The following is a 15,267-nucleotide window of genomic DNA, read 5'->3' as shown; positions in this document are numbered from 1 at the left end:
CGCGCTCAGCCGGCGTCCATGCGCGAGACGAGCACACCGGGGGTGGAGGCGCCGGCGGCGAGGAACGAACGGGCCGGTTCGTCGGCCACCGCCTCGATGGAGCGGAGCAGCTCGAACACGCCGAGAGACAGCCGCACCGGGCCGAGTGCGTGCGTGCGGCGACCGCCGCGCACCCGCCAGCCGAGCACCACCGTGGAAAACGTGCCGCGGCGGCCCCTGATGGCGCCGGGATGCACGACCCCGACGGCTTCGATGCCGTCGTCCATGGCGGACCGCAACTCGTCCATGGACTGGTGGCCGGGGACGAGCGCGATGCGGGACGGGCTCTCCACGGCCGGTTTGTCCGGCGCCTCGCGGCGTGCCGAGCCGGACGGGGCCACGCCGAGCGCCGCCGCGTTGTCCCGGCCGGTGAGGAAACCGCGCAGCACCCCGTTCTCCAGGAGCGTCTGCGGCCGGGTCGGCGTGCCCTGCGCGTCCACCGGGGTGGGTGGGTCGTCCACGAGGGTGACGGCGGGGGCCGCGATCCTGCGGCCCACCCGGGTCAGCAGGGGACGCATGCCGGCGAGCACGTTGCCGGCGCTGAGCAGGAATCCGAGGCTGCGCACCAGATGCGCGGCGACCTCGGGGTGCAGCAGCACGCGGTGCGATCCGCTCTCCACGACCGCGCGCGGCCCCGCGAGGTGGACGGCACGGAACTCGCGCGCGCGGTCCGCGAGGACGTCCCAGCTCAGCTCGCCGAAGCGGGTGGCGGCGAGCCCGTCCACCATGTGGCCGCCGAGCCCTTCCAGCCAGTGCCACGCGTGGTGGCCCGCCTGCTCGTACGCCACGGCCGTCCCCGCGGCGTCCGCGACCACCGTCCAGCTCCGGCTGCGCACATGCTCGGCGCCGAGCGCGACGGGGCCCTCCACGGGGGTCAGCAGCCGGGACAGCAGAGCACGGCAGTAGTCGAACGGCACGTCCGGCTCCACGGCCGACGGGTGGATCGCGGCCTCGACCGGCCGGCGCGCCGCGACCGGCGGCGGCAGGTCGTGGGGATCGGTGGTGAGCCGGGAACGACGGGCCATCTCGACGGCGAGCCGCGCCACCTGCGCGGGTGAACCGGGTGGCGCGCCGAGCAGCAGGCCGGCGACGCCGCCTTCGGCGCGGACCCGCAGACCCGTGACCGTGGTGACGCCGTCGCGGCTGCTGTGGGTGCCGTCGGCGAACATCTGGGTGGCGCGCACCGACGTGGTGACGGTCTGCACGTCAGCCGCGTCGCCTCCGGCGTCCGCCACCGCGTCGAGCAGCCGTCTCGCCGACGTGAGCAGGTGCTCGGCGGTCACGGGCCGCTCACCCCCATCGCGGCCACCCGCAGCGTCGGCTGGCCGACCGAGACGGTGACGGGGAACTGGCCGAGCTTGTTGCACTGATAGCCGTACGGCATGAAACGCAGGTCGTCACCGATCAGGTCGATGTCGCGCAGCACACCGAGACCCGTACCCGACAGGGTGGCCTCGCGGATCGGCGCGGTGAGCCTGCCGTTCTCGATGAGACGGCCCGAGGTGACCCGCACGCTGAACCGGCCGGAGCTCATGTCGGTCTCGCCGGACACGATGGACTCGACGTACAGCCCGAAGGGGGTCGCCGCGATGATCTCCTCGGGTGCCAGCGCGCCGGGGACGACGTACGTGCAGCTCATGCGCGGCAGCGCGGGGTAGGCGTAGCTGAGGCGCCTGCCGTGGCCATGGGGCCGCGTCCCCGCCGCGGCGGCCGTGCGCCGGTCGTGCAGGTAGGAGCGCAGCACACCGCCTTCGAGCAGGGCCACCGACGCGGCGGGTTCCCCTTCGTCGTCGAAGCGGTACAGCCCGGCGCCGGCCGGCGCGCGCGGCGAGTCGACGAGCGTCAGCCCCGAAGGCGCGAGCAGTTCCCCGAGCACCCCTCCGTACGCCGCGCCTGGCTGCAGCGCGACGTCGGCCTCCAGCCCGTGGCCGCACACCTCGTGCAGCAACGCGCCGGGCCCGCCGGCCGCGAGCACCACCGGCAGTTCACCCGCGGGGGGATCGACGGCGTCCAGGTCGCGCACCGCCGCGTCGGCCGCCGCGCGCGCCGCGGCCCGGATCACCTCGTCGCCGACCGACGTGGCGAGGGTCCCCGGGTCGCGCACCTCGGCCCCCGCGACACGCATCACCCGCGCGGTCGCACCGCCGCGCCTGGCGGTGACGTGGACCCGCAGCTCCACATGCGCGTGCGCGCCGTGGCGCAGCACACCGTCCTCCCTGGCGACCAGCGTGGACCGCTCGGTGAACTCACCGGTGACCCGCGCGACCGTCACCCCCGGGTACGCCGCGCCGGCCTCGGCCGCGGCGACCCCCACCATGCGGGCCAGCGTGGCGGAGGTCGCGATGTCGGTGTCGGTGGCCACGTCGGGGCCGTCCCAGTCGGCGCCTGGCGGGCCGTACACGTCGGCGCCGCGCGCGGCGTCGTTCAGCAGCAACGGCAGCCGTTCGCTCGCCAGCCACGGCAGGTGCCTGTGGTGCACCCCCCGCTCGGTGACGAGGGACAACCCCATTCCCTCCCTGCGGCGCTGTCCGAGCCGCAGGCCGTCCTGTTCGGCCACGACCCGCGACAGCACCCAGGACTCGGCGAACACCTCCGCTCTGCGTCCGGTCCCCGCGGTGGCCGCGAGCCGCACCGCGGCGTCCCCGTCGACGAGCGGCGTGCTCATCCGGGTACCCCGGCCGTCTGGAGCACCGGGGCCGCCGCGCTTTCCCGCGGCAGGGGGACGGCGCGTGCCGCGACCAGGCGCAGTTCCGCGCAGTGCGCGCCGTCCGGTCCGGGGAGCCACAGGTCGCCGGGGCCGGGAAGCATCTCGGAAAGGGTCAGATCACTGCCGGGCTCGCCGAGATGCGCGACGAGTTCGGCGAGGAACAGGCTCTCGGTGTCCAGCAGCACCGGCTTGCGCTCTCCGGGGATCTTGACGAACGACCAGCGTGGCAGCCCGTGCCGGCGTACCGCGCGGCGCACCGCCACGAACAGCGCGAACGCCGACTCCTCGCCGGGGGTGCCAGGCGGGGAGTCCGGGGTGAGCTCGTCGCGGGCCACGAGCCACCGCTCACGCTGGATCACGGTGCGGCCGACCGTGACACGGGGAACGTGCCGCGCGCCGTCGTCGCCGCCGAACGCGACCGGCCGCACCCGAGGCGGGGCCAGCACGTTGTGCGCCGGGGAGTCCAGCTCGCCGTTGTACAGCAGGAAGCCGTCGTGACCAGGCGCGGCGAGCAGCAGCCTGCCGTCTCGCGCCACGACGTCCACCTGACCGGCGGGGATGGTGCGGCCGTCGGTGCGGTGGCTCGGCTGCGCGGCCTCCACGGTGGGGCCGGGGAACTCGAACGGCACGATCTTCGCGCGTTTGGCGGTGAGCATGTTCGCCAGCGGGTGGGTCGTGTCCAGCCGGTCGAGCAACGCCGCCACCTCGGCCTGCGCGGCGGCGGGGTCCTCGGCGAACTGCAGGGCCCACCCCCACATCAAGGCGGTGTCGTGCGACTCGGCCAGCACGAGGGTGAAGTCCCCCGCTCTGACGGCGTCCAGGTCCCGTGCCACGATCATGACGTCCGGCGAGCAGACCAGCGCCTGTCCGGCCAGCGTGTCCGGCGGCACCGCGACGTCCGCCGGGTCGAGCACGACCGGCTCGCCGCCTGCCGCCTTCTCCTCGATCAGCGTGCGCCACCGGGCCGGAGGCACCGGCGGCACGGGCCGCTCCGGCCAGGGGTCGGCCAGGTACCGGGTCAGCGGGACGCGACCGCCTTCCGTCAGGCCGAGCGCGGTCGTGGCGGTCGCGGTCAGCGCGGCGTGCGAGCCGATCGCGGCGGCGGCCAGCAGGTCGAGCACGGGGCCGAGCTCGGCGGTGAGCCGGTCGAGCACGGCGCCGCCGAGCCTGAGCGGGGTGGCGTCACCGAGGCACTCCTCGGTGATCACCAGCCGGTCCGCGTACAGGCGGCCGCCTTCGCGCCGGGGTTCGAGCCCGGTGAGACCGGCCACCGTCCGCTCAAGGTCGTCGAGCAGGTCCTGGCGGCGGGAGAAGCCGGCCTGCGCGAACTCCTGCTGCGTGGCACGCAACGCGGTCAGGTGTCCGAGCCACTCCTCGCGTGCCGCGCAGTCTCCCGGCAGCTCCGCGACCCGGCCGAACAGGGCTTCCAGCGCGCGCGGCTCGGTGACCGGCAGGTCCAGGCCGAACGTCAGCAACCGTGCTCCGGCGAGCCGGTCCAGCGCGGCCACGACCTCGGCGACCGGTGCGCCGGTCAGGCGGGCCAGCTCGGCGGCGTCCCGCAGGCCGTCCACCAGCGGCAGCACCTCGGCGGCCCGTCCGGTGACGCGCACCGTGCGGCTGCGCGCCAAGGTGACCTCGACACGCGCACCGGCCGGAGGGGAGCCCGGGGCCGGCCCCGCGACCGGTGCCGCGACCGACACGGTGGCGAGCGGGGACAGGCGGGGCCGCAGATGAGGACGTACCGACGGCTCCTGTGCGATCCGGTCGGCGAGCGCGCGCACCACCCAGTAGGCGACGTAGGCGTGCCGCCGGGTCACCGTGCCGCCGCGGGGCCGTTCCGCGCCTGGGGAGCTGAAGTCGCCGTAGTTGATGGGGCCGAAGAACGACGCGGTCTCGTTCTTGGCGGCGACCCGCTGCAGGTACCCGGCGATCTGGCGTTCCAGCGACCGCACCCTGCCGGTGCGCGGGCCGGTGAGGTCCCCGGCGACGTGGCCGCGCAGCCCCCGTTCGTACATCTGAGGGCTGGACAACCACACCGCTTCCTGGAACCGTTCGTCCGCCGCGGCGTCCCGCAGCGCCTCACGCCGCACCGGCAGCTCGGCGGCGAGTCCCGCACGGGCCGCCTCCCACGCCTGCTCACGCGTCTCCAGTGCCACCGTGTACCGCGCGAGCAGCGCACGGGTCGCGGCGTCGGCGTCCTCACCTTCCCCGGCCGGCAGCGGCCGGTGCCGCGACAGGCTCTTCCACAGCCTGCGCCGCAGCCGGCCGTCGGTCACCCCGTCGTGGTCGCGCAGGTGCGCCACGGCCTCCGCCGCCGCGTGCGCCACCGCGTCCTCGGCGTCGAGTGCCGCGTCGATCAGCGCGGCCGTACGCGGGAAGGAGACGCGGTCGAGCACGGCGAACGGAAACCCGGTGCTGCGCAGGATGAACGACGGATGCAGCTCCCAGCGGGGTGCGCCGGCGGACAGGTGCTCCTCCACCGCGCTCACCCGCGCTCCGGCGGACAAAGGCTCCGCCGGGGTCACCCGCGCTCCAGCGCCGGGGTGAACGCTCTCACCCACTCGTCGTCACCGGTGGCGAGGTAACCGGCGACGGCGCGTCCGGTGAGCCCCCCGGTGAGGATGCCCTGGCCGCCGTGACCGGTGGCGGCGATCACGCGGTCGTCGCCGGGAACCGTGCCGATCAGGGGACGGCCGCCAGGCGCGGTGGCGCGCAGGCCGCTCCAGGCATCGCGCAGGGTGCCGGAGGCGAGGCGCGGCAGCATGCGGCCGAGGAACGCGGTCAGCACCAGCAGGCCCTCGGGGGTCACCGACTCGGCGAAGCCCGCGTTCTCCTCGGTGGCGCCGACGACGACCGTGCCGGACCTGCTCGGCGCGGCGTACACCGAACCGGACACGACGTGCCGCAGGGTGACGGTGGCGTCCAGGCGCAGCATCTGGCCGCGCAGCGGACGGACCGGCAACGGTGTGAGGCCGGGGATGGCGCCGGACCACGCGCCGGCGGCGACGACGACCCGGTCGGCCTCGATGGCGCCGTCCTGCGTGCGCAGCTGAACACCGCTCGCCGACGACTCGACGCCGAACACCTGGGTGCCGAGCCGCAGCTGCGCGCCGGCGGCGACGGCGGCCTGCTGGAGCAGCGTGACGTAACCGTCGGCGTCCATCACCAGGCCGGTGGGGTCGAAGTACGCGCCGTGGATCTTGGCGATGCTCAGCAGCGGCTCGGTGGCGGTCAGCCGCTCGCCTTCCAGCCACTCGCCGAGGTAGCCGGGGTGGCCGGCGGCGGCGGTCTCCAGCTCCTCACGGTGCTGCGGTGTCCGCACCACCCGGATCACCCCGGCCTCGGTGCGCAGCCTGCCGGGGTCGTTCCCCGTGAGCTCGTCCAGGTCGGCGAGCAACTGCTTGCGGCCGGCCTCGGCGAAGCCGAGCATCACCGGGTCGGCGAGCAGGCGCACCGACGGCACCCCGACGCCTGCCGCGGCGCGCGAGCCGCGTCCGCCGCGCGCACCGGCGTCGAGCACACATACCGAGGCGCCTTGGTCGGCGAGCAGGCGCGCGGTGGACGCACCCACCACTCCGGCGCCGATGACGGCGATGTCGTATCGGGTCATGGGTTTCCCTTTCCGCGAGGTCCCTCGGTGCTGGTCACGTACGTCATCCGCAGTTCGGTGCTGTAACGGCCCCGCCGGTCGGCCAGCCACCAGCCGTCCGGTCCCGGCAGCAGTTCGGTGCACCGCAGCGGGCCCGGCGCCGAGCGCGCCATGTGCGCGAGGTGCTCCAGGCTGAGCGGTTCCGTCAGGTCGGCGAAGAACGGCTTGCGTTCACCCGGCACCCGGACGAAGACCCGGGACGGCAGGCCGTACGCGGCACGCAGCCCGTCCGCGGCGAGCAGCGCGTCCGCCGGGCCGGCGGCGCGCAGCAGGTCGTCGAGCGCGGCGGCGGGGACGTCCCACGCGCGGCGCCACAGCGTGACGCCACCGAGGCGCACACGCGGGGAGCCGCCTTCCACGGCGAGCGGCGGCGCGACCACAGGCGGCGGGCCGAACAGCCAGCTCGACGCGGCGCGCGGATCCCTCGGCCGCAGGAACAGCTCCGCGTGGCCGGGGTGACGCAGCCGCAGGCCCGCCGGGCCGCGCACCACCGTCACGTCGGCGGCACGAAGTCGGCGGCCGGGGTCCTTGGCGGACCGGCCGAGCACCTCGATGTCGAGGCCCGGCAGGTCGCGCTCGAAGGCCTTGCCCTGGGTGCGGCGGTGCACGAGGGCCGCCGGGAGCTCGCCGTCCACGGTGAGCAGCGCGGAGAGGCCGGCGGCGACGCGGTCGTGGTCCGGCAGCAGCGCGCCGAGGTGCGTCCAGATCTGGGTGCCGTGGTGGATCTCGCCGACGATCAGTTCGGCGGCGCCGTCACGCAGCGCCTCCTCGTCCGGTGCGGCGAGGAAGATGTCCGGCGAGACGCTGAGACCGGGTGGCAGGGGCCGGGTGAGCGGTGCGACGTCGGACGGGGGCAGCTCGGCCAGGCCGTCGCGGTCCCGGTCTCTCACGAGGCCCGCGAGCCGGGTCAGCCAGGCGGCGACCTGCGGCGCGGCCGTGATCGCCGCCATGTCCACCCGCGCGTCGAGCGCCGCGATGAACGGCAGGAAACCGATCACGCCACCGGTGGCCAGCTCGGTGTGCAGCTCCAGCGCCTTTTCGTGGACGGCGTCGGCGACGGTCAGCCCGTAACCCGCGCACAGCCGAAGCACCGGATCGAGGTTCGCGGAGACCTCGGCGAGCAGCGGCCCGCCGATCGCGGCGTCCACGACGTCGCCACGGCAGTCCTCTGTGACGATCAGCCGGTCGGCGTAGATCGTGCCGGCGGCCCGCCGCGGCTCGGTCCCGCTCAGCTCGGCGAACACCTGCTCCGCCGCCTGCAACGCCGAGAGCCGCTCGGCGTCCCCCGCCGCCGCGAACCGCGCCACGGCCGCCGCGAACCGGTCCAGTTCCGCCGTCCACCGCTCGTCGCCGAGTTCGGCGAGCGCGGCGCGGAGCGTGGCGAGCGGGTCGTCCACAGCGGTGGGGAGGGGGATGTCGCGGCGGATGACGCCGCGGTCCACCAGGCGCCGCGCGGCGGCGGCCTCCTCGCCGGTGGCCTTCTCGGTGAAACGCGTCAGGGTGAGACCGGTGTCGCACGCGCGTACCGCGGCGGCGGAGGCCGGGTCGAGGCGCGCGGCGCGGCCGTCCGGCAGGGTGAGCCGCCGTCCGTCCGGGGTGGCCGCGAGACCCGGGGCCAGGCGCAGCGGGATCAGGTCGGCGAGATCGGCGGCGGCACGGGCCGCCAGCGCCTCGGCGGCCCAGTGCGCGGCCCGCGTCCAGCGCGCCTGCAAGGTGCCGGGCCGCCGGGTCATCTCCAGCGAGACCGCCGACTCCGGCTCGACCCGCACGGCGTCCACCGGCCCGAAGAAGCTCACCGACTCGTTCTTGGCGCAGAACCGCTGCAGGTACGCGTACAGCAGCCCCTCCTCACGCCGCGTCTTCGCGTTCCGCGTGGCGGGAAGGGGGGTGGCCGGGGCAGTGGGGGTGGAGGAACCGGCTGCGGTGACCGCGACCTCCCGATTGTCCGGGGTCGCGCCGTTCCCAGCGGACAAGGCAGGCGCGGGGACGGGCCTGCCGGTGGAGGTGTGCCGGTGGAGCACGCGTTCGTAGGCGCCGGGGTTGGACAGCAGGACGGCCTCGCGGAAGTCCTCGGTGGCGGCGGTCTCCCACAGCAGTGCGCGGGACCGGGCCAGCGCCTTCTCGGCGGTGGTCTCCACCTCGGTACGGCAGGCGTCCAGCCGGGCCGAGGCGGCGCGCAGCCGTGCGGCCCACCCGGCGGTCTCAGGACCCAAGGACTCCAGTGCGGTCAGTGCCTGAGCCGGTGGCGGCTCGGCCCGTTCCGCGGCGCGGCGCACTCGGTACAGGGCCTTGAACACCGGCGGCGCGGCCCCGGCCTCCTCCTGCTCGCGCACGGCGTTCGCGAAGACCTCGCCGGTGAACTCCGCGTACAGCTCCTCGGCGTGCCGGCGGGCCGCTCGGTACGCCGTCAGGGACCCGGTCACCTCACCGGAGGTGAGGTGACCGAGCGACTCGAAGGGGAAGCCGGTGCGGCGCAGCAGGGCCAGCGGCGCGGGGTGCCACCGGGCCGGATCAGGCGTCATGGCGCCGCCTGGAAATCAAGGGCCGTTCCATGGTGCGTGAACTCCGGGGTCGCGTGAGAGGTCGCCGGTGCCGTGAACCGGAACGGGCTCGACGCCAACCGTAAGCCGACCAGGCCGCGCGGCCCGTCTTCCAGAATGCTGCGTTCCTGCCGCCGCACGCCTCGAACTCGGCACGTCAGAAGAAGACACCGAGGGGCCGCCGTTAGCAGGATCTGTGAACGACAGGCACCGCGCTACCGGGACGCCGGGAAGTGCGGGGCCCGCCGTTTCACCATGCCTGGCCCCGCGCCGTGCGTGCGGCGGCACGGTCAAGGAACACCCTGGTGACACGCGTCATGAGCGGGTCGCCACCGACCTTCGAAAAGGAGCCATCATATGGCCGACGAGGAGATCGCTCCGGAATCCGCGGTCGATTCCGTGGTGGAGGACGCCGCGGACGACGATGAACTCGGCGACCTGGACGACATGGAGTTCCTGCTCGAGGAAATCGAGAACCGCATCGCTCCGCTCGCCTGACACATCGGGCCTGTGAAAAACGGCGGTTCACCGCTGAGACATCTTTTTCCAATTCCACAGGATCGCGATGGGAGCCCTGGTGCGAATGGTCACGAATACTTTGGTGGAGTCCCCGCGTGACGTGCTGCACGTCGGCGGCCTCGCGCCGGCCGCGGCCGGCGCGGAGCCCGTCGTCGTGGCCGTGGGTACCCGGCTCCCCGTCGCCTTCTCGTCCCTGCGTGCCGTGCTGACCGCGCTGACCGCGCTGGCCCCCGAGGCCGTGGACGCGGTCGCGCGGCGCCGCGCGCCGGAGTGGGAATGGTTGTTCCCCGGGACGTTCCCCGGCGCGCCGCTGCTCGCCGACCTCGCCGGCACGCCGTCGGAGCGGCGGCTGCACGCCGAGTCCGAGCAGGTGTTCCGGGTGCTCGACGCCGGCGCGGAGGCGGTGACCGCGGCCCTGGTGGCGGTGGGCCGTCCGTTGCTGCTGCGCGGCGTCGGTCAGGCCGACGTGGTGAGCCTGCGGGCCCTGCCACGGATCGCCGAACGGCTCTCGCTGAGCGGCGCCACCGGCACCGGCCTGTGGCTCACCGGCCTGGACCAGCCGGCCGCGACGTCCGCGCGTGCCGCCGCCGTGCGGCACGCGACCCTCACGGCGCTGCTCGACCGGCTCGGTCTCGACGCGACGGTCCCCGAGCCGTCCACCGGGTCCGCCGGCTTCGCCGACGACCTGCCGGCCGCCGACGTGCCTGAGCACCGCCAGTTGTCGGAGGTCCTCGGTGAGCCCGCCGGGCCGCCGGAGCGTACGGCCGCGTCGGCGCTGCTCGCCATCCGGTCCTGCTTCTTCAGCGCCAACCACGTAGGCGGCATCCTCGCCGCCGAGGCCCTGCTCGCGCTGCTCGACACGGTGCCGGAGCTCGACTGCGCCGCGGTGCGCGAGCACTTCACGGCGCTCGACCCCGGCGACGGCACCCCCGCCATCGGCGTCCACGTGGACCTCGCCGCCTCCCCCGAGCACCTGCGCGCGTTCGCGCGGCGCTCCATCGGTGTCGTCCGCGCGCTGGTGCAGGACATCGACGGCGCGCGTACGGAGTTCGACGAGGCCGCCGCCGTCGCGCCGGACGCGGTGAGCGAGGCGCAGGTGCTGCTGCTGCGCGCGCTGCTCGCCGTCAAGCGCGCCGGCACGCTGCCGCTCGGTGTCGCCGACATCGAGCACGGCCTGCGGCGGCTCGCCGAGGTGCCGTCGGAGGTGTCCTCGGTCGAGCAGGCGTGGCTGCGCAACGTCCGCGCGCTGGCCCACGTGCGGGCCAAGGAGTACCCGCAGGCGATGCGCGAGGAGAAGAAGGCCGTCGCGCTGATCTCGAAGCTGCACTCGGCCGACGCGACCCACCTGAAGATCAACCTGATCTCCAACATCAGTGTGCTTCAGGAGATGGCGAAGAAGTACGAGACGGCGAGCGGCACGTGGGACCACTTCGCCAAGATCAGCTCCGGGTGGGGGGACAGCTTCTTCAAGCACCACACCTACCGCGCCGCCGGGCTCGCCTACCGCGCGGGACGCGACGAGGAGGCCCTCACCGGGTACGCCTCCGCGTACGAGCTGGCACGCAAGCTCGACGACCAGCTCCACCAGCAGATCCTGGCCACCGAGATCGGCGGCATGCTGCTGGACCTCGGCGACAGGGAGCGGGCCGGCGAGTGGTACGCGCTGGCCGAGACCGCGGCCACCACGCTCGGCGACCCCTACGCCTTGGCGCTGGCCCGCACCGGCAGGGCCGTCGCCGCCGGTGAGACGCCGGGGCCTGACGTGCGGGAACTCGCCGCGGCGAGTCTCGCCTTCCGTAAGGAGGCCGCCGCGCTGATCGCCGCACTGGACGACGACGACCCGGCGGCGCCGGCCGCCGCGCTTCCCCGGCCGACCACCAAGCTCAACCGTCCCTTCCGCCTGATCGCCCTCGACCTGGCCACACCGGCATGACCGCGTTCCGGATGCTCGACACCTTCGTGCTGCGGCGCGCGGGCTTCCCGTTCGGCCTGCTGGCCGGACTGGACTGCCCGCGCACCGCGGCGGCGCTGCGTGCGGCGCACCGGTGCGGCAAGCGTGCCGAGGCGGCCCGCGCCGGGCTGCTGGAGAGCACGATTCCGGCGGAGGTCGAGCGGCTGCGCGCGCACGGCGACAAGGCCGCGCTGCGCGCTCTGTCCAAGCTGCGGGCCCGTGTCGGCCGGCGCGCGCCGGCCGAGCTGCCGGCCGGGCCGTGGTCGGCGGAGCTGGTGTCCGGCCACCGGGAGTGGACCGGCGCGTCGGACGAGGCCGCCGCGCACACCGCGCGGGCCGGTGAGCTGCTCGCGCAGGAGGAGCCGCCGGCCGCCGCGGGGCTGCGGGCCGCGACCGGACGGACCGACGTGCGGGAGGCGGTGTTCCTGCTCTCGCCGGACTTCCTGGACTCGCTGGTCCGCAGGGACGAGCGACCGGTGGACGCCTCGCGTACGGCGCGGGACCGCGCGATCGAACGGCGCGAGTACGCCTACCTGCAGCGTCTCGGCGCCAAGAACGAGACCACGAGCTTCTTCGGCCCCGTCTGCTTCGGCCGGGTCGACCCCGAGGCCGACGCCATCGCGTGCGGCCCCGAGACGCCGTCCGGCGTTGCTTCACGGGAAACATTCGCGACGTTCTGGGTGGCGGTCGCCTGGGGCCGGGCCGCCGCCGCGATCCCGTCCATCCGCAGGCGGCTGCCGCCACGCCGGCTGCCGGTCGCGATCATCGACGAGACCGGGACCGCGCGCGTACCCGGCCGGACCCCCGTGCCGCTGACCGGCGCCGATCTCGCGCTGGTGCGCGCCGCCGACGGCGTGCGGACGGCCGCCGAGCTCGGGGACGTCACCGGGATCGGGCCTGAGGAGGCCGAGCGTCGCGTCGCCGCGCTGGAACGCACGCTGCTGCTGCGCCGGGACCTGGAACCGAGCTCGACCACCGTGTATCCCCTGCGCGACGTGGTGGAACGCCTGCCGGACGTCCCGGCCGCCGCGCGGTTCAAAGACGCCGCCGAGGACTTCGACGCGCTGCTCGCGCGGTTCGCCGAGGAACCCGGCGTGGCCGAGCGCGCCAAGATCCTGGAAGCCGCCGAGGAGCTGTTCACGTCGGTCACCGGCGCGGACGCGCGCCGCAACCAGGGACGCACCTACGCCGACCGGTTCATCCTGTTCGAGGACTGCCACGCCGACGGCCAGCCGGTACGGTGGCCCGCCGCGACCGCGCGGCGGCTGGAGCGGGCCCTGGACCCGGTGCTGCGCCTCGGCCTCACCGGCGGCCGTGTCCAGCACGAAGGCCTGCGCGCACTCGCGGCCGAGGTGCTGGCCGAGCACGGCGGATCGCTGCCGTTCCTCGACTTCGCCGACGTGTTCGCCGCGCGCCTCGCGACCGGCGCCTTCGAGCCCGTGCTCGACACCTGGGGCCGGTGGCGGACCGCGCTGCTCGACCGGTTCCTCGCGGTCTCCGACGGCCGCCGGGCCTTCCTCACCCCCGAGGCGGTCGCCGATCTCACCGACCCGCCGGACGGCGCGTTCTTCGTCAGCCCCGACGTGATGCTCCAGGCGGCCGACGACGCGCCGCTGGTGCTCGGCGAGATCCACCCGTACGTCTTCGCCTGGGGCCTGCAGGCCCACTTCGCTCCTGACCCCGCCGAGCTGGCCGGGGACGTCGAGCCGGTGCTGGAGGTGTGGGGAGGCAGGGAGCACGCGGCCACGGTGCTGCACCGCCGTCAGCACAAGGGTCTCGTCGGCTCGACCTACCCCGGCACGTTCATCGAGGTCACCGGCCGGTCCGGCGCTCCGGACGGCCGCGCGGTCGCCGCCGGCGAGCTGCGTGCCGTGCTGCGGGACGGCGTCCCCGAGCTGGTCGGTCCGAACGGCCCGCTGTCGCTGTACATCGGTGAGGACGATCACCCGCACCTGCGGGTCTTCGCTCCCGTCCCGGTGGACTTCCCCCGGCTGCGCGCCGGCGAGCACACCCCGAGGCTCGTGCTCGGCGACCTGGTGGTCCAGCGTGAACGCTGGGACCTCCCCGCCGGCGCTCTCCCCGATGTCCTGGCCGCCGCCACCCGCCTCGAACTGTTCGCCGCCGTGGTCGCCGAGCGGGAACGCCGCGGCTGGCCGCGCCACGTCTTCGCGCTCAGCCCCGCCGAGACCAAGCCCGTCTGCCTGGACCTCGACGTCCCGCAGGCCCAGGAGCACCTCCGCACGCTGGCCGCCGCCGGCCCGCTCGCGATCTCGGAGATGCTCCCCGGACCTGAGGAGCTGTGGCTCCACCGCTCCACCGGCGGCCACACCAGCGAGTTCCGCGTGGCGCTCACCGCACGCGTCGGACCCACCCCATGACCCCCGCGACGGTCGTCGTCCCCCCGCTGGCCGACGTCACCCTGGTGACTCAGGCCGAAGGCCACCGCGTTCTCGACCCGGGTCGCCGTTTCGCCGCGCGTCTGCTCGCCGCGGACGCGACGGCCACCGGTCCGCACGACAGCGGTGAACTGGTCGTACGGTTGCGGGCCGGGCTCGCGGGGCTCGCCGACCCGGCCGGGCCGCTCGGCCGGCTGCGGGCCGCCGCGGTGCTCGTGGCCGCCGCGGTGCACCAGGCGGACGCGGCGGTCGAGATCACCCTGGACGATCTGGAGTTGCGCGACGGCACCACCGAGGATTCGGCGGCGGCGCTGCGGGCCTCGCTCGGCGCGGCGCCGTACGACCCCGAGGTGGACGAGGCCGTCGCCGAGGCGGAGTCGGCAGGCGGTGACGTCTGGCTGGTGCTCGACCGGGACCAGCAACTCCCCGCCGCGCTCGCCATGGCCGCGCGGCTCACCACCCCGCCGCTGGTCACCGGCCGTTTCGCGCGCGCGTACTGGCCGGTGCTGTCCGGCCTGCCACCGCTGCGCCAGGCGCGCCTGGCCGAACCTCCCGCGCCGCTGCGGTACCGGGTGACCGGGCTGCCGCCGGCGGACGGCCCCGGCCCGTACTGGCGGGAACGCGCCGGCGACCCCGTGCCACCGGGGCCGTGGGCCGGTCGCGCCGGGCTCGCGAGGACGGTGGCCGACCCGGACGCGCTGATCGCGTCCGGCTGCACGACGGTCGTCCTCGGGATCTGCGCCGCCGATCACGAGGTGGTCGGCCGTGGCGGCGGCAGGGTGCCGATGGAACGCCTGCGGGCCGCCGTGGACCGGCTGCGCGCCGCCGGCGTCACGGTGCTGGCCGAACTGTGGCTCGGCGCGCCAGGCATCGGCGCCGGCCGCGCGCGCACGGCCGTCGCCACGCTGACCGCCGCCGACGGCCCCGTCGACCGCCTCGTCGGCCTGCGGCCGTTCGACTGGCCCGTGCACTGGACCGGCCTCCACTGGGCCGGCACCCCGGTGGAGGTCACCCCAGCCGCGGGAGACCTGGCCCGCCACCACCGCTTCGACGCGGAAGGCACCCTGCCTCCTGCCGGCGTCCAGGCCCTGATCGCCGAGATCGGCCCCACGCTCGCGAGCACCGGCACCCTGATCCCCGCGCGGGTCGCCGCCGCCTACCTCGCCGAGGACCCCCGCGCCGCCGGGGCCCCGGGGATCGCGCTGGCCCCCGACACCGTGCTGGTGGCGGGCCCCGCGCCGGAGTGGTACGCCGTCGACCTGCGCCAGGGCCGCGTCATCCGCCTCGACCCCCGCGTCGCGACCCGCCTGCGCACCACCCGCCATCCCGTGCCGGAGGCGGACGCGCTCCCCGGCGTCTCCCCCGCGAGCCGCACCAGAATCCTCGACACCTTGGTCGGCAACGGCCTCCTGGTCCGCACATGACGACACGGCGGCGCCGCTTCCGGACATCGGACTGGGGTGCCG

At 75.3% G+C, this 15,267-nt stretch carries 9 protein-coding genes; 4 read left to right on the top strand and 5 right to left on the bottom strand.

Features of this window, described 5'->3' with window-relative positions; all coding sequences use genetic code 11:
• Positions 1 to 5: 5 nt before the first annotated feature.
• Genes BJ992_RS34095 through BJ992_RS00790 form a run of 5 tightly spaced genes read right to left on the bottom strand, consistent with a single transcriptional unit; the run spans position 6 to position 8,917 of the window.
• The gene (locus tag BJ992_RS34095; protein ID WP_184978049.1) at positions 6 to 1,322 is read right to left on the bottom strand and encodes a metallopeptidase TldD-related protein; all 1,317 of its coding nucleotides are present in this window, start codon (positions 1,320 to 1,322) and stop codon (positions 6 to 8) included.
• Positions 1,319 to 2,704, bottom strand: coding sequence for a TldD/PmbA family protein (locus tag BJ992_RS00805; protein WP_184978048.1), 1,386 nt, complete (start codon positions 2,702 to 2,704; stop codon positions 1,319 to 1,321). Before BJ992_RS00805 ends, BJ992_RS34095 begins: the two co-directional genes overlap by 4 nt.
• Positions 2,701 to 5,235 carry a lantibiotic dehydratase gene (locus BJ992_RS00800; RefSeq protein WP_184978047.1) on the bottom strand — a complete coding sequence of 845 codons (2,535 nt, stop codon included), beginning with the start codon at positions 5,233 to 5,235 and terminating at the stop codon, positions 2,701 to 2,703. The genes BJ992_RS00805 and BJ992_RS00800 overlap by 4 nt, the downstream gene beginning before the upstream one ends.
• A 32-nt stretch (positions 5,236 to 5,267) precedes the next feature.
• The gene (locus tag BJ992_RS00795) at positions 5,268 to 6,356 is read right to left on the bottom strand and encodes an NAD(P)/FAD-dependent oxidoreductase (protein ID WP_184978046.1); all 1,089 of its coding nucleotides are present in this window, start codon (positions 6,354 to 6,356) and stop codon (positions 5,268 to 5,270) included.
• The gene (locus BJ992_RS00790) at positions 6,353 to 8,917 is read right to left on the bottom strand and encodes a lantibiotic dehydratase family protein (protein ID WP_184978045.1); all 2,565 of its coding nucleotides are present in this window, start codon (positions 8,915 to 8,917) and stop codon (positions 6,353 to 6,355) included. Before BJ992_RS00790 ends, BJ992_RS00795 begins: the two co-directional genes overlap by 4 nt.
• 375 nt (positions 8,918 to 9,292) lie before the next feature.
• Here BJ992_RS00790 and BJ992_RS00785 point away from each other — a divergent pair, with 375 nt between their 5' ends.
• From BJ992_RS00785 to BJ992_RS00770, 4 genes are all read left to right on the top strand, one after another.
• Complete coding sequence (locus BJ992_RS00785) at positions 9,293 to 9,433, top strand: ammosamide/lymphostin RiPP family protein (RefSeq protein ID WP_184978044.1); 141 nt, start codon at positions 9,293 to 9,295, stop codon at positions 9,431 to 9,433.
• A 79-nt stretch (positions 9,434 to 9,512) separates the two neighbouring features.
• Positions 9,513 to 11,387, top strand: coding sequence for a hypothetical protein (locus BJ992_RS00780; protein WP_184978043.1), 1,875 nt, complete (start codon positions 9,513 to 9,515; stop codon positions 11,385 to 11,387).
• A complete protein-coding gene (locus BJ992_RS00775) occupies positions 11,384 to 13,783 on the top strand; it encodes a lantibiotic dehydratase (protein WP_184978042.1) in 2,400 nt (799 codons plus the stop codon). The genes BJ992_RS00780 and BJ992_RS00775 overlap by 4 nt, the downstream gene beginning before the upstream one ends.
• On the top strand, positions 13,780 to 15,225 hold the full coding sequence (locus BJ992_RS00770; RefSeq protein ID WP_184978041.1) for a hypothetical protein: 1,446 nt from the start codon (positions 13,780 to 13,782) through the stop codon (positions 15,223 to 15,225). The genes BJ992_RS00775 and BJ992_RS00770 overlap by 4 nt, the downstream gene beginning before the upstream one ends.
• The last annotated feature ends 42 nt before the right edge of the window (positions 15,226 to 15,267 follow it).

Source organism: Sphaerisporangium rubeum, assembly GCF_014207705.1.
Taxonomy (GTDB): Bacteria; Actinomycetota; Actinomycetes; order Streptosporangiales; family Streptosporangiaceae; genus Sphaerisporangium; species Sphaerisporangium rubeum.
The sequence above is the reverse complement of the archived record's forward strand: the minus strand, read 5'-3'. Positions and strand labels throughout refer to the sequence as shown.

Excerpts from the sequence above, each read along its gene's own strand:
- BJ992_RS00790 (WP_184978045.1), bottom strand. The coding sequence starts at position 8,917 with ATGACGCCTGATCCGGCCCGGTGGCACCCCGCGCCGCTGGCCCTGCTG.
- BJ992_RS00770 (WP_184978041.1), top strand. The coding sequence starts at position 13,780 with ATGACCCCCGCGACGGTCGTCGTCCCCCCGCTGGCCGACGTCACCCTG.
- BJ992_RS00775 (WP_184978042.1), top strand. The coding sequence starts at position 11,384 with ATGACCGCGTTCCGGATGCTCGACACCTTCGTGCTGCGGCGCGCGGGC.
- BJ992_RS00785 (WP_184978044.1), top strand. The coding sequence starts at position 9,293 with ATGGCCGACGAGGAGATCGCTCCGGAATCCGCGGTCGATTCCGTGGTG.
- BJ992_RS00795 (WP_184978046.1), bottom strand. The coding sequence starts at position 6,356 with ATGACCCGATACGACATCGCCGTCATCGGCGCCGGAGTGGTGGGTGCG.
- BJ992_RS00805 (WP_184978048.1), bottom strand. The coding sequence starts at position 2,704 with ATGAGCACGCCGCTCGTCGACGGGGACGCCGCGGTGCGGCTCGCGGCC.